Below are 21,421 nucleotides of genomic sequence, written 5' to 3'. Positions count from 1 at the left end.
CGTCAGCTCTCGCGGTTCTTGACGGCGTCCACGATCCTGCGGACAGCCTCGGCCACCGGTACTCCGTTGTCCTGGCTGCCGTCACGGAAGCGGAACGACACAGCACCGGCCTCGGCATCTTCCCCGCCGGCAATGAGGACGAACGGAATCTTGTCCTTGCTGGCAGTGCGGATCTTCTTCGGGAAACGGTCAGAGGAAATGTCCACCTCGGCACGGATACCGGCAGCCTTGAGCTGGTCCACGACATCGAACATGTAGTCGTTGAACGTCTCGGCCACCGGAATGCCCACTACCTGCACAGGAGCCAGCCAGGCCGGGAAAGCGCCGGCATAGTGCTCGGTCAGGACGCCCATGAAGCGCTCCACGGAGCCGAACAGCGCACGGTGGATCATCACGGGGCGCTGGCGCGAGCCATCCGCTGCCTGGTATTCAAGCTCGAATCGCTCAGGGAGGTTGAAGTCCAGCTGGATGGTGGACATCTGCCAGGTGCGGCCCAGGGCATCCTTTGCCTGGACGGAGATCTTGGGGCCATAGAAAGCGGCTCCACCCGGATCCGGCACCAGTTCCAAACCGGACGCAGCGGCTACCTCGGAGAGGGTACGTGTTGCTTCGTCCCACGCGGCGTCGTCACCGACGAACTTTTCCTCGTTCTTGGTGGAGAGCTCCAGGTAGAAGTCATCCAGGCCGTAGTCCTTGAGCAGGCCAAGAACGAAGTTCAGCGTGGTGGTGAGCTCGTCCTTCATCTGCTCGCGGGTGCAGTAGATGTGGGCGTCGTCCTGTGTCATGCCACGAACACGGGTCAGGCCGTGCACAACGCCGGACTTCTCGTAGCGGTAGACCGAACCGAATTCGAACAGACGCAACGGCAGTTCACGGTAGGACCGGCCGCGTGAGCGGAAGATCAGGTTGTGCATGGGGCAGTTCATCGGCTTCAGGTAGTAGTCCTGGCCAGGCTTGCGAACGGTGCCGTCCTCGTTGAGTTCAGCATCCACATGCATCGCAGGGAACATGCCGTCTTTGTACCAGTCAAGGTGGCCCGACACCTCATAGAGGTGACCCTTGGTGATGTGCGGGGTGTAGACAAACTCGTAGCCGGCGTCGACGTGGCGCTGCCGGGAGTAGTCTTCCATCGCCTTGCGGATGATGCCGCCCTTGGGGTGGAACACAGGAAGGCCGGAACCCAGCTCGTCCGGGAACGAGAACAGGTCCAGCTCGACACCGAGCTTGCGGTGGTCGCGGCGCTCAGCCTCGGCGATGCGCTCCTGGTAAGCCTTGAGGGCCTCCTTGGTGGGCCACGCAGTACCGTAGATGCGCTGCAGCTGCTGGTTGTTCTGGTTGCCCAGCCAGTACGCGGCGGATGAACGCGTCAGGGCGAAAGCGTTGGAGATGATCTTGGTGTTCGGCAGGTGGGGGCCACGGCAAAGATCGCACCAAACACTGTCTCCGCTCTTGCGGTCTACATTGTCGTAGATGGTGATATCGCCTGCGCCGACCTCAACGTTGACACCTTCAGCGGCATCAGCGGCGTCGTTTTTCTTGCCCAGCAGTTCCAGCTTGTACGGCTCATTGGCCATTGCTTCGCGGGCTTCTTCTTCGGTGACCACGCGGCGAACGAACTTCTGGTTCTGGTTGATGATTTTCTGCATCATCTTTTCGAGCTGGCGCAGGTCTTCCGGAGTGAACGGCTCGGCGACGTCAAAGTCGAAGTAGAAGCCGTCGGTAATGTATGGGCCGATGCCGAGCTTGGCGTCCGGGCGAAGCTGCTGCACAGCCTGGGCCATGACGTGGGCAGTGGAGTGACGGAGTACGTTGAGTCCATCGGGCGATTCGATGGTGACGCCCTCAACCTCGGCGCCTTCGGTCAGAACCTGATCGAGGTCTTTCAGGACACCGTCCACACGGGCTACAACAACGTCGCGGCGCTCGAAGAAGAGTTCCGCGCCGGTAGTCCCTTCCGTCACCTTGGTCTCTTCGCCATCGACGATGAGGGTGATCTGTTGGGCATCTGACACGGGTGTCTCCTATTCATAGTGAAGGCTTCATAGCTTGTGGCGTACGGGGACCACAGCCAGCCACCGTCAATCGTATCTGTTTCGGTGAAGGCGGCCAAAGCAGCGCGCCGACGCCCGATTCAGCTGCCAAGGCCAGTGATTGCGAGGTTCCTTGAGATGCCGTCCAGCGGTCCTGAGTGGGTGTATTCCTCAGGGAGCCCGACGCCGGCAGGAAGGATTTCGGGGTAAGGCAACGATTCAGGACGGCCAAGGTCCCAGGCCATGCTCGCGCTCAGGCTGATGCCTTTGGGGCCTGTCCTGCGCGTGGTTCCCCGGATCAGCAGCAGGCGCGTGCCAAACAACAGCGGACCTGACTGCTCCTGCGCCTCGTGGAAGAAGACGGTGTCAACGCATCCCGTGCCGTCGTCGATACTGATGAAAACCACCCGCCGCCCGCCACGCATCGGCGGAGTTTGGGTGGCGATCCGGACACCCGCCACCAACACTTCAGTTCCATTGCGCAGCCCCAGCAGCTTATCCGCCGTTGTGACACCCAACTTGTCCAGCAGTGGCCTGTGGCTCTCCATGAGATGTTCGCTTACATCCACGGCCATGAGATCCAACTCAGCCCGGACATTTTCCACCATGGTGGGTGCGGGAAGCTCAGGAACAAGGTTCCGCAGCTCTACATCCCCCAGCGGGAAGGCAAGCTGTCCGTCGATAACATCGGCAGGTTTTTTCGAGGCACTGTTCTGGAGCGCCTGCAGGTGCTGGACGAGGTCGGCACGGTTGGCGGTTCCGCCGGAGTCCCTGTGCAGGGCGTCGAAAGCGCCCAATTGGGCAAGCCGTTTGATGTTTGGTTTGCTGACCCGCGCCCGGGTACGGAGATCCGCCAAGGAATCGTAGGGCTGCCCGGCAACGATGCGCTTCAGTTCAGCTCCGGAAAGCCCATAGATCCCTGTCAGGCTCAACCGGATGCCCAGTTTGCCTTGTTCAGGTCCCTCCTGGATTCTTTCCACCCTGTATTCAGCGTGGCTGCGGTTGATGTCCAGCGGGAGGATGGGGATGCCAAGGCGTCTCGCTTCAGCTACCAAAAGGCGCTTGGGATACATCCCGGGGTCGTGTTCCCACAAGCCGGCAAGAAACGCTTCCGGGTGGTGGGCTTTGAGCCAGGCCGATTGGTAGGTGGGGACAGCAAACGCAGCACCGTGCGCTTTGCAGAAGCCGAAGCTGCCAAAGGCCTTCAGCGTTCCCCAGACCTTGTCCACAACGTCCGGGGAGTAGTTCTTGATGGCCTCACGGCGGAAGTACTGTTCAACACCCGGCTCGTGCACCTCATCGCCCAAGGCCCGGCGGAACTCATCGGCACGGTCCAGGCCGCAACCAGTCATGACGTCGAAGGTCTTCAGGATCTGCTCATGGAAGACTGTGACGCCGTGCGTTTCCTGCAACACGGGTTTCAGGTCCGGGTGCGGGTAGATCTCAGGGGCAAATCCGTGGCGGTGTTCGAGGAAGGGGCGCACCATGTCCGATTTCATGGGGCCAGGCCTGAACAACGAGATGTCGATGATGAGGTCGTTGAATTCGCGAGGGGCCATCTTGCCTACGAGCTCCCGCTGACCCGGCGATTCGATCTGAAAGCAACCCAAAGTGTGCGTGCTGCGGATCAGCTCATAGGTGGGCTCGTCGTCGAACGGAACGGCGTTGAGGTCGATCCTGCCGTCTGCTGCGATGTAGTCGGGACCGGTGCCGCCAGGCTCCACTGGATGGTTGCCTGCCGCTACGACTTCTGCCTTTGACGGGTGCAGACGGATTACTTCGCGCACGGCGAAAGCCATGGCACTTTGCATCCGCACGCCCAGAACATCGAGCTTGAGCATGCCCATGGGATCCATGTCGTGTTTATCGAACTGGCTCATGGGCAACCCCAAGCCGCTGGGCTGGACCGGGGTTCGATCCAGCAGTGTTGCATCTCCCAGAATCACTCCGCACGGATGCATGGAGATGTGCCGCGGCAATCGGTCCAGACGTTCCGTGAGGTCTACCAAGAGGTCGAGCTGCTGGTTCTCCTCATGGCCGCCCTGCTCTACCCGGCCGGCAAACTCGCGCAGCTCGGGTTTCTCCACTAACGCCTCACGGAACTTGCGGGCAGAGAACCGCCACAGTTGCTTGGCGATTTCACCGATTTCACCGTCATCCATGCCCAACGCCATACCGGCATCACGCACTGCACCGCGGGCCCTGTACCCGTTCTGCATACTCATGAGGGTGACCCGTTCGGAGCCGAAACGGTCAAAGATCTTTCTGTACACGTTGTGCCGCTCCGCACTCTCGACATCGATATCGATGTCCGGCAGCGTGGAGCGGCGGCCGGAGAGGAACCGCTCAAAAATGAGGTCATGCCGGATGGGGTCGACCTGGCTGATGTCGATCAGGTAGTTGACCAGGCTGGATGCCCCGGATCCCCTGGCTGCAGCCCTGACACCCATGTCAATGATCATGCGCGAGACTTCGGCCACCGTCAGGAAATAGGAAGCAAAACCAAGCTTGCCGATGATCCTGAGCTCATGTTCAAGCCGCGAGCGCATGCTGTTTTCCGCCTCGCCGGTGATGCCCGGGAATCGTCGGGTGATTCCTGCTTCGCATCGCTGGGTGAGTTCCACCAAGGGATCACGTTCGATGCCAATAATGGAGGCTTCCGGTACGACGGGTTGCTTCCATCCCATGTCCAGGACGGGGTCCATCCTGCATTTATCGGCGAGCGCCTCTGTATTTGCCAGCAGCTTTTTGAGGTCTGCTGTTCCCTGTCCTGCGGCGCCCATGATCTCTTTGGCGAGTTGGAGCATGTGGTTGCCGTTTTTCAGCCAGCTCTGCCCTGTTGGCTGGAGTCCAGCGCTTTGCAGGAGCGGGGTTTCGGAGAGTTCGGGGAGGGACTTCAGGGTTCTCGCTGAGTCGAGGACATCTGCAGTGGCGGCGCCGTCTTGGGCGCAGTAGCGGACAGCGTTGCTGAGGATTGCGGGGACGTTGTATTCGAGGGCGAGTTTGATCATGCGTACGGCATGGGCGGTGCTGAGGGGTTCCCCTGGGGCGCTGAGGTGGGTCACGGTTTCGGCCACGATGGTTCCCTGCGGCATGGCGTCGATCCATTGTTTGAAGAGTGTCCTGGGCCTGAGGTATTTGCGGCCTCCCATGGCACGGCCAACATCTGAGTCCGGGCCGATCAAGACGGTCAGGACGGGTTTGAGTGTTTTGGGGTCCAGGGTGCGTGATGCGAGTTGGCTCCTGGTGACTGCGACGGGGATTGCTCCCCCGGCTTTGCCTGAGGTGCGGGCGTGGGCGTCGGAGACGAGCCGGCAGAGCGCACGGTACCCGGCGCCGTTGTTGTTGCCGTGGGCGAGTACGACGACGCGGCCCGCTACTTGGGTGCGGTGGTCGCCGTCGTCGTCGAATACTGCGAGGTCGACGCCGACGATGGGGTCGATACCGGCGTCCATGCAGGCTTTGAGGTGCTTTACTGTGCCGTAGAGTCCGTCACGGTCTGTGCAGGCGAGCGCGGTGGCGCCATCGGCTGCTGCGGTTTGGGCCAGTTCGTCGGGCCAGGAGACACCGTAGTGGGCGCTGAAGGCTGTGGAGACGTGCAGGTGTGTGAAGCTCAAGGTTCAGGCGGCTTCGTCGGGTTCGACGGTGCGGGCGGGCGCGGCGTCGTGGATGCGAAGGAGCCGCCAGCGTCCGCTGCCTACGTGCCGAACGAGGTCCAAAGTGATCGTTTCCCCGCCGTTGACGCCATCTGCCTGTTGGAGTTGGACACGCCAGATCTCGTGATCCACTAATCCAGCCCCGGTTCCCAAGGGAGCCCGATTCTCTTCGACCCACCATTGGCGCCGTTCGTACCATCGAACGGGCTCGTTGAGGACAAGGAATTCACGCTCCTGCCACTTGACGCGCTGCGGCTGGCCTGTTTCTGTGCAGATGACTTCCACGGACTCGCTGAACAGCCCCATATCCACACTCCTTCGCCGAGGCGCCTGTCCGGTCAGGGATTTTCCCGGCGGAGGCGATCACTATTCATTCGAATGTATGTTCGAATGAATCCAGTTTACGCCGCTGCCCAGACAAAACCTACCTCCAGGTCTGCCATGGCTCCTTGCCGGGATGGCCGGCAGTAGTGGCCGCCCTGATGGGCCAAGCAAACCACTACTGCCATCCCGTGGGACTCAGGAGCTACAGGCCTGCAAGCAGCGCCTGCATTTCTTTGATCTCAGCCTCCTGCGCCTCCACGATTGCCTTGCTCAGCGCGAGCGCCTCAGTGTTCTTGCCGTTGTCCATTTCCGTCTTTGCCATCACGATGGCGCCTTCATGGTGGGCGATCATCCGGGTGAGGAACAGTTTGGCCGCGTCGCTTCCTTGTGCAGCGCCAAGTTTGTCCATGTCTTCAGCGCTCATCATGCCTTCCATGGCATGGCCGGTCATGGATCCCCCGGTTGTTGTGGGGACCGTTTCGTTCCAGCTTTGAAGCCACACCGTCATCATCTGGATCTCGGGCGCCTGGGCGTCTTTGATCTTGGTGGCCAGCTCCGTGATTGCGGCGGGCAGGCCGGTTTTGGCCAGCATCATGTCGCTCATCTCTACGGCTTGGGCGTGATGCGGGATCATCATTTGCGCAAACATCACGTCGGCGGAGTTGTGTTCCGCACCTGCAGTTGGGGCATTGGATGCCATGGTGCCGTGGCCGCCATTGTCCATTCCCGGCGCGCTGGTTGAGGAACCGGATCCATCTCCGGCGGAACATCCTGCGAGCGCGATTGCGGTTGCAACAAAGACGGCAGGCAGGGTTGAAAAGTTCTTGTTCATGTCAGCAAGGTCCTTCGAAAGTCAGGGCACGGCAGTGCGCCGCAAAGAGGGTTGCCCCTCGGGAAGAGGGCGGACCCGCAGAAGTGCGAGCCAGCTAATAAGTGGCCGAATGCCCGCAGGTGTTCGGCGATTCTTCCTACGTGCGGCTGATTGACATTTCACCCGGGGATGGACCGTCGGGTACGTAGATGAGTGGGAGCGGGGATGCAAGCACCTCGTTGCGTCCCCGCTCAACGCCGAATGGCGATGTTCGGGGCGCGGCGACCACCAGTGATGTGGTCTTTGCCAGCGGCGTGCAGGAAGCACCCATGCCCGGCATCTCGGCGCAATCGCCTGAGCAGGTGGCAGATGCACAATGGTCAGAGACGTCCGCAGTTGCCGCCGTTGTGTGTCCGGAATGGCCCGCGGTCATCGTGTGCATGCCCATGATCCCAGCGATCAGGGCCATCACCACTGCGAGCGCACCCAGCCGGCAAGCGGAGAAGGCTACAAGGCGCAGCAGCGGTGCAGTCATGCGCATGCCTCCGTCCTGGCCTCCCGGTTTCAGTCCTAGGCTACCTGCAGCGGCGCCGACAATTCCCGGAATTTCTGCCGCGGGTTCTGCGCGTCATGGGCCATCAGACGTCGACGGCGGTTCGAGGCTTTCGCTTACCCTTCGCCTGCAGCTTTGCCGAGAGGTCAAGCAGGGCATCCCGTAACGGCCGCCCACCTTCTGCGAGCGCGACGCGCATCATGAGGGACGAACCGATGCGGAGTCGCTGGGTTCTCCTTACCCGCTGGCGGTCGTAGGCGTTCAGGGCATCTTCAAGGGGCAGGGTGTTGAGCAAGGTTCCCAGGGTGACGGCGTCCACCAACGACTCACAGGCGCCGCGGCCAAGGTTGGGAGCCATGGCATGGGCTGCGTCGCCTATGAGCACCGCATTGTCCCGGGCATAGTTGCGCAAGGGTGGAGCCGTCCAGATGCGTTGCGCCAGGGAAGTCTCTGGTGTTGCCTGCGACAGGACATGGCGGATCGCGGCAGAGTGGTCGGCGAAACGCCCCCGGGCGATGTGGAGTGCCTCATCAACGTCCACCCCGTCCACCCCCAGTCCAGTGCGGAAGGATGCATACCAATTGGTGCCTCCGCTGGACGGGCCGATGCCGAAGAGATCTCCCCGACCCCAGTACTCGCCAACCGCATCCTTCGCTGGCTGTTCGGGAAGAACACCGCGCACGGCCAGGTAGGGCGTGATCCGGGAAGCGGACTTTTCGCCCCACGCGGAGCGGCGGACCATGCTGTGCACACCATCGGCGCCTACAACCAGGAAGGCATCGCTTGGCAGGCCAGGCACGCGTCCGGTCTCGCGCCGCACTGTGGCCGGGACGGCGGCATCCAGGAGGCTAAGAAGGGTGTGCCGGGAAACGCCGATCAGGTTTTTCCCGTCAACAGTCATCCATGGTTTTCCGGCAGCGTTGCGCAGCGCACCGCCTTTGATGACGGGACTGGAGTTACGGACGGCGTCGAGGATCCCCAATCCGGCCAGCGCTTTTTGCGCCTCAGGCCACATGGCCAGGGTGGTACCCACGGCTGGAAGCTCTGGACGCTGTTCATGCACCGTGACGTCGAACCGCGCGGGATCGAGTTGGAGGGCAAGCGCCAGTCCCGCAATTCCGCCTCCGATGATCTCCACATTTTTCATAGCTTCGATTCTACTACATTTGTAGTGGTTTGCGAGATGGAAGTTAGACTTTCGCCATGTCTGACAGACGAACCGAACTCGCCGACGCCGCGCTCGCCGTCGTCGCCGCCAAGGGCCTCAAAGGCCTCACCCACCGGGCCGTGGACGCCCAGGCCGGCGTCGCCATCGGTACTACATCGAACTACTTCCGGAACCGTGCCGCCCTGGTAGCGGCCGCCGTCGACCGCGTTGAAGAACGGGACACCCTCCTGCTTCAGCAGCAAGGAGGCGCGGGGATCCCGACGTCGGTGGCAGAGTTATCGGAGCAACTCGCCGGGGCGCTGCTCGCGCTCGCAGGCGACCACGCAGACCTGACCCGGGCACGTTTTGCCTTCGCCCTGGACCAACCCGAAGTTGTAGCTGCCGGCCACGAGAGAATGCTGTCCGCTTTCGAACAGATCCTCGAATCACTGGGAATCCCCGACGCCAGGTCCCGGGCCGAAGCCGTGTCAGACTACGGCGACGGGCTCGCAATGCATCTCCTGACAGCCCGCCGCGGACAGGCAGTGGACCGATCAACGGTGGCGGCCAGCGTCCGGCGACTCCTGGAACGATGAATTTCGGGGGTGGACGGCAGCGGGTCCACAGAGCAGGATTGTGGCATGAGCACCCATGACGCACTCCTGAAGCAAGTAAGCATCACCGCCACGGACGACAACCTCGTGGCACGGTTCGAGATCGAAGGCAACATACCGGGCTCCGGCGCCTATGTTGTGGGCCTTGTGGCCGCGAGCGAAGACCATTCCTCCCAGCGAAGGCTTGGCATTGAATTCATGAACGGCGAAGCAATCTCGTTCTACTCCTTCAACCACTCCCAAAGCGCTGAAGAAAACTACGACATCAAGGGCGTTGAGCATTCCGGCAACGTCATTACGGGCAATTTCCCCATGGCAGCCATCCACGGCCTCGGCAAGGGACACCTCATGACCGCCTTCAGCGAAGCAGACGGCCGCGAGTTCCAGTCCGGCGTGCCGGTGGCCGAAGCTCTGTAGCGCAAGCACCACGGCCTGGCGGTTTGCGCCGCCAGGCCGGCTGCGCCAGCCGCCAGGCTGCCTCCGCTAGAAGAGGCCTTCGACCGGCTGGATGAGTTCCGGGGAATTGTTGCGGACGTTACCCACCGCGGCACCTACCGCGTCAAGCGTCCAGCCTGCTGCAGCGTCGTGTGCGCCCGCGCGCACCAAGTCCACCAACCCGGCCGCATCATCTTCACGCGGATCCAACCAGGCTTCCATCGTCTCCGTGCTCATGGGCAATGGAACCCGGTCATGAAGGGCCGTCAATTCATCAAACACCGAGTCGCTGCTCTGCGCTGTGGGCGTGTCAGCAGTGAGGATCGACATCGACAGCAACCACCGGCCAGGATCGTCATTGCCCTTTGACTGGTCCCGCCACCACTCGTACAACCCGGCAAAAACCAAGCCACCGCCGTCGTCTGGGTGGACGTAATAGGGCTGCTTGCTCTTGCCTTCACCCTTTTTCCACTCGTAATAGCCGTCCGCCGGAACAGCACAACGCCTGGCGACCGCCGCTTTGCGGAAGGACGGCTTCTCCAACAGCGTTTCACTGCGGGCATTGATCAGGCGCGCGCCCCCTGACGGATCCTTCGCCCACGACGGCACCAGGCCCCACCGGGCCACATGCAACTGCCGCTTCAGCCCGTCATCAACCAACCGTTCCAAGACAATCGGAACGGCATCAGTCGGGGCCACATTCCACGATTTTTCGAGCTCAAGCTCGTGTTCGAGTTCGGCGTCAAAGTCGGCGAGCAAGTCCCCCACCGCACGGGCCATCACATAACGTCCACACATGCGAACAGTCTGCCCTGTCCGGGCAAGAGGCACCAGCACCACCACCGGCCGTAACCCTGCTTCGCGGTGGCACGGGAATTATTCAACGCCGGGTTACCGTTGATACCAACGAATCACCGTCCAACTACACAGGAGAGCTCTGTGAACTTCACCCCCGAATCCGGCACCATCACCATGTTCTCCACCACCTGGTGCGGCTACTGCACCCGCCTGAAGAAGCAGCTGGACGCCAAGGGCATCGGCTACCAGGAGATCAACATCGAAGAAGTCGATGGCACCGCCGAACTCGTCGAGAAGCTCAACGGTGGCAACCGTACCGTCCCCACCGTCCTGTTCCCGGACGGCACCGCAGCCACCAACCCGTCAGCCTCCGAGGTCGAAAACCGCCTCGCCGCCTAGTCATACGGCTTCCTGGTTCGCCGGTTTGGCGTCCGCATAGCCCATTCTTCGGTCCACCCCGGCAAAGCGCCTGCCACGTGTGATAGACAGAATGGACCCTATGCGGACCCCAGGCCGCACTATCCGCGACCTCGAAGGGAAGCATTTCCATGGTTCACGCAGTCAAAGGTGTTGTGGTGCGCTCCAAAGGCGCTCCCGCCACACTCGAAACAATCCTCGTTCCCGAACCGGGACCCGGCGAAGCACTCGTCGATATCCTCACCAGCGGCGTCTGCCACACCGACCTTCACTACAAGCTCGGCGGCATCAGCGACGACTTCCCCTTCCTCCTGGGCCACGAAGCCACCGGCGTCGTCAGCGCGGTAGGACCGGACGTCACCGACGTCGAACCCGGTGACCGTGTGGTCCTCAACTGGCGCGCGGTCTGCGGCAACTGCCGCGCCTGCAACCGTGGCGAAGCCCAGTACTGCTTCAACACGCACAACGCCACCCAGAAAATGACGCTCGAAGACGGCACGGTGCTGTCCCCCGCGCTCGGTATCGGGGCGTTCATCGAAAAGACCCTCGTGGCTGCCGGGCAATGCACCAAAGTAGACCCCGACGCCGACGCTGCCGCCGTCGGGCTGCTCGGCTGCGGTGTCATGGCCGGCCTTGGCGCGGCCATTAACACCGGTGGGGTCAAGCGCGGCGATTCGGTTGCCGTGATCGGCTGCGGCGGTGTTGGAGTGGCCGCCATCGCAGGCGCTGCGCTCGCAGGCGCCACCACCATCATCGCGGTGGACATCGATGCCAAGAAGCTCGAGCGCGCCAAAGAACTTGGCGCCACCCACACCGTGGACTCCTCATCCGGTGACCCCGTGGAACAGATCCGCGCGCTCACCGGCGGCTTCGGCGCCGACGTCGTCATTGACGCTGTAGGTCGGCCCGAAACCTACAAGCAGGCGTTCTACGCCCGCGACCTCGCAGGAGCGGTTGTCCTTGTCGGCGTCCCGACGCCGGACATGACCCTCGAACTCCCGCTGCTGGACGTCTTCGGCCGTGGCGGCTCCCTGAAGTCCTCCTGGTACGGCGACTGCCTTCCCTCCCGGGACTTCCCCATGCTGGTGGACCTCTACAAGCAGGGCAAGCTGGACCTGGACGCCTTTGTCACCGAACGCATCAGCATCGACCAGATCGAAGAAGCGTTCGACAAGATGCACCACGGCGCCGTCCTTCGTTCGGTGGTGGAACTGTGACCGAAACCTCCAACCTCCGGATTGACCGCGTCATTACGTCCGGCACGTTCTCCCTCGATGGCGGAACCTGGGATGTCGATAACAACGTATGGATCATTGGCGATGACACCGAATGCATCGTCGTCGATCCTGCCCACAACCCGGCCGCGGTGCTGAACGCCGTGAACGGACGCACCGTCAAAGCCATCTTGCTCACGCACGGCCACGACGACCACATCAGCTCCGCCGGGGCCTTCTGGGACCTGGTCAAAGCACCCATCCACCTGCATCAGGACGACTGGATGCTGTGGCGGACGGTGTTCCCCGAGGTTGACCCGGACGCGTCGATCGTGGACGGTGACGAGTTCACTGTTGCCGGTTCAAAGCTCAAGGCCATCCACACGCCAGGTCACTCGCCCGGGTCAGTCTCGTTCTACCTGCCCGATGCCGGAACGCTCTTCAGCGGCGACACCCTTTTCCAAGGTGGCCCCGGAGCTACGGGCCGCTCCTACAGCGACTTCCCCACCATCATCGATTCCATCAGGACCAGGCTCCTGTCCCTTCCGGAAGAAACAGTGGTGCTGACGGGGCATGGTGACTCCACGACGATCGGCGCAGAGGCACCCCACCTCGACGAATGGATCGCGCGCGGGCACTAAACCCGTTCGCGCTTACGGCCGGCGACCGGCTGCAGCCTCGAAAATCGGGGCCGCGGCCGGCTCCAGTCGAATAATCACTGACTTGGATGCGGGAGTGTTGCTGCCTTCCGCCGTCGAATCCAAGGGAACCAGGACGTTTGCCTCCGGGTAATAGGCTGTCGCGCAGCCACGGGCGCTGGGGTACGCCACCAAACGCAACTGGCGCAGCACACGGTCCACGCCGTCCTCCGCCTCGCTGTGCACGTCAACATAGCTACCATCGGTGAAACCCAGCGCACCAATGTCGTCCGGGTGGACCAGCAGCACCATCCGGCCCTTCTTGATGCCCCGGTATCGGTCATTCATGGTGTACGTGGTGGTGTTGAACTGGTCGTGGGAGCGCACTGTCTGCAGGAGCAGCCGACCCTGCGGCACCTCGATGGTCTCCAACTCATTGACGGTGAACATGGCCTTGCCAGTCGCCGTGGGGAACGTCCGGGAGTCACGTGGCCCGTGCGGCAGGACGAATCCATCCCGCTCCCGGATCCGGACGTTGAAATCCTCGAACCCGGGCACTACATGGGAGATGTGGTCGCGGATGGTGTCATAGCTGCGCCGCATTCCAGCCCAATCAACAGGCACATTGTCACCCAACACCTCCTGGGCCATGCGGCTGACGATGGCAACCTCTGACAGGACATCAGCGGCAATCGGTTCCAGCGGACCGGCGGAGCGGTGGACGGCGCACACCGTGTCCTCCACCGTCACAAACTGCGCTACTCCGCCCTGCCTGTCGATTTCCGTGCGACCGAGGGTTGGCAGGATCAGCGCCTGTTCACCCACCACTGCGTGGGAGCGGTTGAGTTTGGTGGAGATCTGCACGGAGAGCCGGGTCCGGCGGACCGCGGCCTCCGCCACAGCCGTGTCAGACATCGCATGGACCAGGTTTCCGCCCAGCGCGACCAGCACTTTGATCCGCCCGTCACGCATGCCGCGGATACTGTCCACGGAGTCAACGCCCGGTTGCCGCGGAGGGTCGAACCCAAATTCACCCCGCAAGGCGTCAAGGAACCACGGCGGCATCTTTTCCCAAATTCCCATGGTCCGGTCGCCCTGCACGTTGCTGTGCCCGCGAATCGGAGAGGGCCCCGCCCCGGGTTTGCCGATATTCCCGCGCAAGAGGAGCAGATTGATGATCTCCTTGATGGTCGGAACTGCCTTCTTGTGTTGGGTCAATCCCATGGCCCAGGTAATAATGACCTTGTCCGCGTTCACGTACCGTTCAGCCAGTTCATCGATGTGTGCGCTCGTCAGCCCGGTGGCCGCCAGGACATCGCGTTCCTTCAGGGCAGCCAAGTGAGCGGCAAACCCTACAAAGCCATGGCAGTGCTCATCGATGAAAGACCGGTCCAGCACTGTGCCTGGGGCCTTGCTTTCGGCGTCGAGGACACGCTTGGAAAGGGCCTGCAACAACGCCATGTCGCCCGCGAGCCTGATCTGCAGGAACTGATCAGCCAAATCCGTGCCCTTGCCTACCAGTCCCCGCACGCGCTGCGGATTTCGGAAGTTGATCAAGCCGGCCTCGGGCAACGGGTTCACGGCTACGATCGACGCCCCGGCGCGTTTTGCTTCTTCCAGAGCCGTGAGCATCCGCGGATGGCAGGTGCCTGGATTCTGGCCCATGATGATGATCAGGTCCGACTTGGCGAAGTCCGTGTAGGTGATGGCCGATTTGCCGACGCCGATGGTTTCGCCCATGGCAAGCCCGGTGGACTCGTGGCACATGTTGGAACAGTCCGGGAGGTTGTTGGTGCCGAACGCCCGCACGAAGAGCTGGTAGACAAAGGCTGCCTCGTTGCTGGTGCGCCCACTGGTGTAGAACGTCGCCTCATTGGGGTCCGCCAGTGCGTTGAGCTCCCGGGCGATGATGTCGAATGCGGCGTCCCAAGTGATGGGTGTGTAATGGTCTGCGCCGCCCGCTTTGTACACAGGCTCCACCAACCGGCCTTGCTGGCCCAGCCAGTACTCGGAGCGCGATTCAAGCGAGCTGAGCGGGTTGTCGAACCAGAATTCGGTGGGAATTCTCAGCGGCTCCGCTTCCCATCCAATCGCCTTGGCGCCGTTCTCGCAGAACTCGGCGGCTTTGCGTTCCGGCGGGTCCGGCCAGGCGCAGCTCATGCAGTCGAAGCCGTCCTTTTGATTGACGGCGGTGAGTGTTTTCCAAGCCCTGCTTGGCCCCATGAAGGCCATGGCGTGGGGCAGTGTCTCACTGAGGCTGGGCAGCCCCGCCGCGGAGCGTTTCGGCTCGCTGACGGTCAGCTCGGCGTCTGAATCCTGAACGGGGTGTTGTTTCCGGTCCATCGCTCCACCACGATTCGCATGTACCCCAGGCCGAGTCGCAGACCAAGCCCGCTTTTCTTTAGCCTAGACCTCGGTTGCGTGAGGCAACAGTGTGCGGAAGTCGCCGTCGATGATGTCTCCGTAGCCCCTGTAGGCATCAATGACGGCGTCCTCGACAGTCTGCACATCCAGGTACGGCAGGAGGTCATTTGCGGCACCGGCTGTGGCGGGATCCCAGTCCAAGCCAAGCGCAGCATAGCTCGCCGTGAGGACCTCACGAATGGGGGCGGAGTTCTCCACCACGATGACGGAACTGAACAGCCAGCCACCGGACACAACACGCTGGGCGGTGCCTATCAACTTAACGCGATGGGCAGGGAACTCGGGGTCTTCGCCGTGGACACTGAACTCACCCGGGCAGTACTCCCCCGGAATTTCCCCCACCGAGGCATGGACCCCGACGCTGCGGAGCGCGCCGGCCAAGAGCTCACCGAACTCGGAGAACCGGGCCTTGGCACGAACAATCGCATCTGGATGTGGTTCCACATGATCGATCACCAATGTACCTTCGTGGTACGCCGCTGCCCGGCCACCGGCTTTGCGGACCAACGGCTCGAACCCGAGCGATCGGCACGCGTCCTCGGCCGCTGGGAAGCCCGGCAGGTTCGCGTCGCGCTGGCCGAAGGCGACAGTGGGGCGCGGGCGGTACAGCCGCAGCGTGGGACCCAAATCACCGCTCCGTACCCGTTTCAGGAGTTCCAAAGCAAAATCGAGATCCTCAGCAGCGCCCAACGATTCGCGCTGACGGTACGCCGTCAGGACCTTATCGGCGGCGTGCATCAGCTCTTCCTCAGGGTCAGGATTTGCTCGGCGCGCCCAAACGGCCCGTTGAGATCATGCAGGACCGTGGATGTCAGTCCGATGCCATCAGCACCGAATGACACTGCATTATCCAGGCCGAGCCATTCTCCGGAAGGCGCCCGGTACATGTGAATCTGCAGGTCCACATTGGGGAAGATGTAGCTGTTCTCCCCTGGCGGCACCCGGGCCGCGATGCCGTTGGCCGTGTCCACCAAGCCCATCAACCGTGCGAGGTCGCTGCTGTCTTGTTTGTCCGTCAGCGGATGCATGGTCCGGATCCAGACCCTGCCCGATCCCGGTCGGTGGCCTTCTGCGATGCGCATTTCCAAGGAACGGATGTAGCCGCCTGGCCAGACGCTGGCGCCGTCCCAGGGTTTGCATTCATCGGGGGCAGGCATGGCATGGTCCTCCACGGCAGCCACCGCGCTGGTGTCGCTGGTGATCATGCGCCATGCCGTGGCGCGGATCGCCACCCGGCCACCCGAGGAAAGCTCAGCCTGGATCAACTCGATGGTCCTGCCAGGCCTCAACGTTGAGGTGGTGACCTGGAACTCTCCGCCGGGGATCAGTCCAAGGATTTCGTAGCTGATGCGCGCCATGCGGACATCATCGCGGGGCTCATGCCGCAGGAGGGCATCGGCCATGATGCCCGAGGCGGGAGCCATGTGTTGTTCGTGCGGATTCCAGGCGCCTTGGGCATGGATCGTGGAGCGGTAGCGGCCTTCGCCCAACGATTCGTAGTAGTAGTTGCCGTCCGCCAATTCCGGTAGTGCAGTGGTCAACCCGAGCCTTTCGCCGATGCAGCAGTTGAACTCAGACCACTGTATCTGCTGATTTGGCTGCTGCCCGACGACGCCGGATCACCAACACCCACGCCAGGATTGCGACTGCCGCTGCAACCGCCACCCCTGCTCCCACGGGCGACGCCGCCGCTACCGCCAGCCACGCCTCAAGGGCAGCGAGGCCAATGGTCGCGTACAGCAGCGCCCAGATGACGGAACCAACGATTGCGGCCGGTAGGTAGCGCCGCTGGGGCATGCGCGCAGCGCCGGCGGCCAGGTTTACGGCCGTCTGCAATCCGATAGTGAGAAAGGAAAGCACCACGGCGTACGGTCCCCAGCGCCGGATCAGGGCTTGGGCACGGGCTGCTTTGGGCCCTTCGAGGGAACTGCCGAAGCGCGTGTGGGCGAGGCCGGTAACTGCTCCGCGGCCCAACCAGTAGGTGACGTTGACACGGATCATGACAATCGCAAAAAGCGTCGCGAGCGCGACGCCGAAGGGCAAGCTCATGATCTGGTCCACTGACTTAGGCTACCCTAAGCCCCGGAGGCCCGCCGACCAGGTGTCGTTCCTTTCAGTTCCTGCAGCCGCCTCCCGCGCAGCCACTTGCCTGACCCTAGGATGAGTGCATGGATCTCCGCGATGCTGCCCAGGAGCTGTACGCCGCGATGCCGCGCGAATTCACGGCCCAGAGAACAGCCTTGGTACGCCAGGCCAAAGAGGCCGGGGACAAGGAGTTGGCGCAACAGATCGGCAGCCTGCCAAAGCCGGCCGCCGCTGCCTGGGCCATCAACATGCTCGAGCTGCACAAACCCGAGGTGATTGACGGCGTCGTACGCTTTGGCGCTTCCCTGCGCACCGCGCAAGAGGATTCAGATGCTGAATCCTTTCGTGAGCTTGGGCAGCAAAGGCAAGGTCAGCTGTCGGCAGCCGTACAAGCAGCCAAAGCAATGGCAACAAAGCTGGGAGCGCCGCTGAGCGCGGCGGCGGCTACCGACGTCGAGCAGACACTTCGTGCGGCCATGGCGGACTCTGGCGCTGCCTCCGCGGTTGCCACCGGCCGGCTGGTGCGAGGGCTGACTGGGAGTGGGTTTGAATCGGTCGACCTGACCGGCGCCGTTGCGGCCGGCGATGTTGGCGACTCTGGCGTCGGCGTAGGTACTGGCTCGGGCCGGCAGGCGGCTGCAGAGCGCAGTGCTCCCCCTGCAAGGAAAGAGCCGACGCCCCCGGTGCCAAGGGAAAAGCATCCCGAGGAGACCGCCATATCCCTGGCCGATCGCCGGGCCGGGAAGCGACGCGCTGCGCTGGCCGAGGCGCTCAGCGAACGTGAAACTGCAGAGAAGGAAGAACGCGAGGCTGACGCCGCCGCTTCCAAAGCCTGGGACGCGGTCAGGGAACTGGCCGAGCGGCGCGCCGCCGTCGACGCTGAGATCGCGGATGCGAAAAAGCAGTTGGCGTCCCTGGAAGCGGAAATGATCGGGCTGACCCGGGACGCAGAGTCCGCGGAATCGCACAAGAAACAGGCTGTTCGGGCCGCCGCCCAGCAACGACGCGCCGCAGACCAAGCACGGCGACGGGTTGAACGGCTGAGCTAGCGCTTCTTCTTGGCCGGCGACTTCTGAAGGTTGTGGGTTGCCGGACCTTCCAGGTACTTACCCTCAGGCGTGAACCGGGAACCGTGCAACGGACAATCCCAGGACTTCTCGGCGTCGTTCCACGTCAGCAGGCCGCCCAAGTGCGCGCAGCTTGCCGACACCATGCAGACCGTGCCGTCCACCGTTGAGACCGCTGCCGGGTCACCCTTGTAGAGGCCTACGACGCCGGTACCTTCCGGCGGGCGGGTTTGGTCCGTGATCTCGGGGTTGTTCCGGACCCGCGCCCTGTCCTCAATCATGCGGCGCGCGAGGCCTGCATTGAAGGTGACCGATCCCGCTACGCCCTTGGGCGAGGTGACCCTGTGGTGGATGGTGGTGGCCCAGTCCGACTGGCCGCCCAGAATATCCGACGTCACCGACAACGCGGCCGCGACGCCGTTACTCATCCCCCACTTGTTGTACCCGGTCGCGAAGAAAATCCGTCCCCGGCCTCGAGGCAGCTTCCCAAAGAAGGGGACGAGATTTGTTGCCTGATAGTCCTGGGCGGACCACGTGTGGGTCACTTCACCGCCGGGGTAAAGCTGCTTGGCCCAGCCAAGCAGGTCATCCAAGTGGGCTTGCGGGGACGTTGCGCGGCCTCCCTGGTGTCCGTAGCCGCCCACCAATAGCAGGTCACCCCCTGGTGTTGGATACGTCCGTTGCGAACGCGTCGGAGGATCGATGGAAAGGTACATGTTCTGTGGCACTGGGGTTTCGCCGGGCAAACGCAGGGCGGCCGCGTACGAACGGTTGGGTACCAGTTTGGCGAAGTAAAGTCCGCGGTTCAGAATCGGCGTTCCGGTGGCCAGCACTACGGTGTCTGCGGTGAAGGTGCCTTTGCGGGTGGAGATTTCCATCGGCTGCTCCGAACCGACATTCTGAACCTGGACGCCTTCCACTACCAGCCCTCCGTGCGCACGGATGTCTGCGGCGAGCGTCTCCAGTACCTCCATGGGATGGATCTGTGCCTGGTCTTCAAGTTCCAGCGCCTCGATCACCGGGAGCGGCAGCCCATGGTCACGGCTGAAATGCACATCCAAACCGGCGTCCCGCGAAACTGCGGCCTCTCTGCGGAGGCGTTGGCCGCCATCGTCGGTGGTCGCGAAGGTGACAGCCGTACGGCGCTGAAAGGCGACGCCTTGCTGCTCCATGTACTGCATCAACCAGGCTTGCCCGGTACGGTTTGCCTCCACATAGGCTTGAACCAGCTTCAGGGAGTACTGGCTGCGCAGTGCCGAGAGCATACCGCCCTGCAACAGACTCAGTTTCCCGGTGGTGTTGCCAGTGGTGGCCGCACCGATGGTCCTGGCCTCGAACACCACCACGCGCTGGCCGGCCCGTGCCAGCATCAAGGCCGCAACCAGTCCAGTGATTCCTGCACCGACCACTACGGTCTCGAAGTGCTTCTCGTCCGGGATTGCGTCGGACGTGAAGCGGGGTTCCCGGTCCAACCACAGCGATTTCATCCAACAACCTGCCTCTTAATTGACGGAATTGGCATGTGGCATGTCTTGAGGCAAACGGTAGGCCGGTGGGTGGGGCTAATCAAGGGGTGGGGCCGCCGTCTCGGCTGCACGACGCAACCACGGATCCGGGTCCGCCGCCCAACGATCCAGAACCCGCAACGCGCGCTCCCGGGCCTGGCCTTCAAAGGCAGCCACCAGAGGTTTGACCACATCAACGGCCAACGGATCCGCCAGCTCGTGCGAGCCCGCTTGCCTGAGGAAGCCCTCCAGACGCGTGAGGTCAGTTGGAATGAGGATGCCGACCTTTGTTTGCAACAGGACAATGGCGGCAAGCCGCCGCTCGAAAACCGGATCCGCCCATAACTCCGAACTCAACGCTGTGATGTCGTCGTGCCCGAGGTCCTTGTACTTTTTGAGCGCGTCGCGGATCGTCCCGCGAACCGCACCTACGGAGGCGCCGTAGACCTTGAACCCGTCGCCCAGGCGCTCCCGAAACTCCATGGCCCGTTCCCAAGTGGACTCGCGCTGGAGTGTGTCATCCACAAATTCGCACGCTTCGCTCACGGATCCATTCTGTCAGTGCCTGCCGTTAGCTTGGGGCCAACAGCAATCAACAGGAGACACATGACGCCCCAAGAGCTCGCCCCCAGCACTGCTGCATCATTCCCCGGAGTCCCGGCTGCCTCATCCATGCCCGACTGGTATCCCACCCTGCTCACCACGATCGCCAAGGAAGTCCGCACCGGCCGGGCCAGGGCGCTCGCAGCAGCCAACAGCGGGCTGTTGAACTCGTACTGGAGCATTGGCCGGGAACTGGCACAGCGCGAATCGGAACAGGGCTGGGGTTCCAAAGTGGTCACCCGGCTCTCCGCGGACATCCGGACGCGATTCCCGGAGGCCAAGGGATTCTCCCCGCGGAACCTTCGGTACATGAAGAGCTTCGCCCAGGCATGGCCGGAGTTTCCAATGTTGCAAGCGCCGCTTGCAACATTGCCCTGGTACCACCAGATCGCGTTGCTTGAGAAGCTCGACGACGCCGCCACGCGGCTTTGGTACGCAGCGGCGGCTGCCGAACACGGATGGTCGCGGAACGTCCTGGCGCACCAGATCGAAACCCGCTTGCACGAACGCTCAGGGCAGGCGATCACCAACTTCAAGACCACCATGATTCCTGGTGACTCGGATCTGGCGCAGCAGGCCACCAAGGATCCCTACGTCTTCGATTTCCTGGCTATGACCGACCGCCGCAGCGAACGGGAATTGGAGCTTCAGTTGGTGCAGCACGTGGAGAAATTCTTGTTGGAGTTGGGCCAAGGATTCGCCTTTGTTGGTGAGCAAGTGCGGCTGGAGATTGCCGGCGACGAGTTCTTCGCCGACTTGCTCTTCTACCACCTCAAGCTGCGCTGCTACATGGTGATCGAGTTGAAGGCCGTGAAATTCGAGCCCGGATTCTTGGGCCAGCTTGGCATGTACATGGCAGCGGTGGACGATCTCATGGCACATCCGGATGACAAACCGACCATCGGGCTGTTGCTGTGCAAGGAGAAGAACAGCGTGGTGGCCGAGTACGCGTTGCGCGGGTTCAACGCACCGGTGGGCATTGCCGAATGGCGGACATCCATCGCTGAATCCCTGCCCGACGAATTCCTCTCCAGCCTGCCGAGCGTTGAGACCTTGGAGGCGGAGTTGGCCAGCGAAACTTCGCGCTTGCAGGCGTGAGT

20 protein-coding genes are annotated in these 21,421 nt (G+C 62.6%); 7 read left to right on the top strand and 13 right to left on the bottom strand.

The features are described 5' to 3' along the window. Positions 1–2: 2 nt before the first annotated feature. The 6 genes from thrS to ACIQC5_RS14500 form a co-directional block, all read right to left on the bottom strand. Complete coding sequence (gene thrS / locus ACIQC5_RS14525) at positions 3–2,012, bottom strand: threonine--tRNA ligase (RefSeq protein WP_400283510.1); 2,010 nt, start codon at positions 2,010–2,012, stop codon at positions 3–5. Between the two features lie 119 nt (positions 2,013–2,131). After that, entirely contained in the window at positions 2,132–5,647 is a 3,516-nt protein-coding gene (locus ACIQC5_RS14520) for a DNA polymerase III subunit alpha (RefSeq protein ID WP_400283507.1), read from the bottom strand. Between the two features lie 3 nt (positions 5,648–5,650). Next, positions 5,651–5,992 (bottom strand): DUF6504 family protein, encoded by a 342-nt coding sequence (locus ACIQC5_RS14515; RefSeq protein WP_400283504.1) that lies wholly within the window; start codon positions 5,990–5,992, stop codon positions 5,651–5,653. Positions 5,993–6,212: 220 nt separating this feature from the next. Beyond that, complete coding sequence (locus ACIQC5_RS14510; protein WP_400283501.1) at positions 6,213–6,842, bottom strand: DUF305 domain-containing protein; 630 nt, start codon at positions 6,840–6,842, stop codon at positions 6,213–6,215. A gap of 136 nt (positions 6,843–6,978) precedes the next feature. Continuing rightward, entirely contained in the window at positions 6,979–7,362 is a 384-nt protein-coding gene (locus ACIQC5_RS14505; RefSeq protein ID WP_400283498.1) for a hypothetical protein, read from the bottom strand. Between the two features lie 97 nt (positions 7,363–7,459). After that, a complete protein-coding gene (locus ACIQC5_RS14500) occupies positions 7,460–8,521 on the bottom strand; it encodes an FAD-dependent monooxygenase (protein ID WP_400283495.1) in 1,062 nt (353 codons plus the stop codon). Positions 8,522–8,577: 56 nt separating this feature from the next. Between ACIQC5_RS14500 and ACIQC5_RS14495 the strand changes: the two genes are divergently transcribed. Next, positions 8,578–9,117, top strand: coding sequence for a TetR/AcrR family transcriptional regulator (locus ACIQC5_RS14495; RefSeq protein ID WP_400283492.1), 540 nt, complete (start codon positions 8,578–8,580; stop codon positions 9,115–9,117). 45 nt (positions 9,118–9,162) lie between these two features. Further along, positions 9,163–9,552, top strand: coding sequence for a hypothetical protein (locus ACIQC5_RS14490; protein ID WP_400283489.1), 390 nt, complete (start codon positions 9,163–9,165; stop codon positions 9,550–9,552). Between the two features lie 66 nt (positions 9,553–9,618). Here the strand turns inward: ACIQC5_RS14490 and ACIQC5_RS14485 are convergent, their stop codons facing one another. Then, positions 9,619–10,350: an SOS response-associated peptidase gene (locus ACIQC5_RS14485; protein WP_400283885.1), complete on the bottom strand. Its 732-nt coding sequence runs from the start codon at positions 10,348–10,350 to the stop codon at positions 9,619–9,621. Between the two features lie 159 nt (positions 10,351–10,509). Here ACIQC5_RS14485 and ACIQC5_RS14480 point away from each other — a divergent pair, with 159 nt between their 5' ends. The 3 genes from ACIQC5_RS14480 to ACIQC5_RS14470 all read left to right on the top strand — a co-directional run bounded on the left by ACIQC5_RS14480 (position 10,510) and on the right by ACIQC5_RS14470 (position 12,640). Further along, the gene (locus ACIQC5_RS14480; RefSeq protein WP_400283486.1) at positions 10,510–10,767 is read left to right on the top strand and encodes a mycoredoxin; all 258 of its coding nucleotides are present in this window, start codon (positions 10,510–10,512) and stop codon (positions 10,765–10,767) included. Between the two features lie 149 nt (positions 10,768–10,916). Beyond that, positions 10,917–12,002 carry an S-(hydroxymethyl)mycothiol dehydrogenase gene (locus ACIQC5_RS14475; protein WP_400283483.1) on the top strand — a complete coding sequence of 362 codons (1,086 nt, stop codon included), beginning with the start codon at positions 10,917–10,919 and terminating at the stop codon, positions 12,000–12,002. Further along, complete coding sequence (locus ACIQC5_RS14470) at positions 11,999–12,640, top strand: MBL fold metallo-hydrolase (protein ID WP_400283480.1); 642 nt, start codon at positions 11,999–12,001, stop codon at positions 12,638–12,640. Before ACIQC5_RS14475 ends, ACIQC5_RS14470 begins: the two co-directional genes overlap by 4 nt. A 12-nt stretch (positions 12,641–12,652) precedes the next feature. Here the strand turns inward: ACIQC5_RS14470 and ACIQC5_RS14465 are convergent, their stop codons facing one another. The 4 genes from ACIQC5_RS14465 to ACIQC5_RS14450 form a co-directional block, all read right to left on the bottom strand. Continuing rightward, complete coding sequence (locus ACIQC5_RS14465; RefSeq protein WP_400283478.1) at positions 12,653–14,980, bottom strand: FdhF/YdeP family oxidoreductase; 2,328 nt, start codon at positions 14,978–14,980, stop codon at positions 12,653–12,655. A gap of 63 nt (positions 14,981–15,043) precedes the next feature. Continuing rightward, entirely contained in the window at positions 15,044–15,799 is a 756-nt protein-coding gene (locus ACIQC5_RS14460; protein WP_400283475.1) for a biotin/lipoate A/B protein ligase family protein, read from the bottom strand. Then, a complete protein-coding gene (locus tag ACIQC5_RS14455; protein WP_400283472.1) occupies positions 15,799–16,602 on the bottom strand; it encodes a thioesterase family protein in 804 nt (267 codons plus the stop codon). Before ACIQC5_RS14455 ends, ACIQC5_RS14460 begins: the two co-directional genes overlap by 1 nt. Before the next feature lie 31 nt (positions 16,603–16,633). Continuing rightward, positions 16,634–17,122 carry a DedA family protein gene (locus tag ACIQC5_RS14450; protein ID WP_400283469.1) on the bottom strand — a complete coding sequence of 163 codons (489 nt, stop codon included), beginning with the start codon at positions 17,120–17,122 and terminating at the stop codon, positions 16,634–16,636. A gap of 107 nt (positions 17,123–17,229) precedes the next feature. On the opposite strand from ACIQC5_RS14450, the gene ACIQC5_RS14445 reads away from it, so the two are divergent. Beyond that, positions 17,230–18,195 (top strand): hypothetical protein, encoded by a 966-nt coding sequence (locus ACIQC5_RS14445; RefSeq protein ID WP_400283466.1) that lies wholly within the window; start codon positions 17,230–17,232, stop codon positions 18,193–18,195. Here ACIQC5_RS14445 and ACIQC5_RS14440 read toward each other — a convergent pair. Further along, complete coding sequence (locus ACIQC5_RS14440; RefSeq protein WP_400283463.1) at positions 18,192–19,700, bottom strand: FAD-dependent oxidoreductase; 1,509 nt, start codon at positions 19,698–19,700, stop codon at positions 18,192–18,194. The two genes, ACIQC5_RS14445 and ACIQC5_RS14440, sit on opposite strands and share 4 nt — an antisense overlap. Positions 19,701–19,775: 75 nt before the next feature. Next, on the bottom strand, positions 19,776–20,264 hold the full coding sequence (locus ACIQC5_RS14435) for a DNA alkylation repair protein (RefSeq protein WP_400283460.1): 489 nt from the start codon (positions 20,262–20,264) through the stop codon (positions 19,776–19,778). Between the two features lie 60 nt (positions 20,265–20,324). Between ACIQC5_RS14435 and ACIQC5_RS14430 the strand changes: the two genes are divergently transcribed. After that, positions 20,325–21,419 carry a YhcG family protein gene (locus tag ACIQC5_RS14430; protein ID WP_400283457.1) on the top strand — a complete coding sequence of 365 codons (1,095 nt, stop codon included), beginning with the start codon at positions 20,325–20,327 and terminating at the stop codon, positions 21,417–21,419. The last annotated feature ends 2 nt before the right edge of the window (positions 21,420–21,421 follow it).

Source organism: Paenarthrobacter sp. NPDC092416 (assembly GCF_044755025.1).
Taxonomy (GTDB): Bacteria; Actinomycetota; Actinomycetes; order Actinomycetales; family Micrococcaceae; genus Arthrobacter.
Note: the sequence above shows the minus strand (reverse complement) of the source record. Positions and strands in the feature narration are given on the sequence as shown.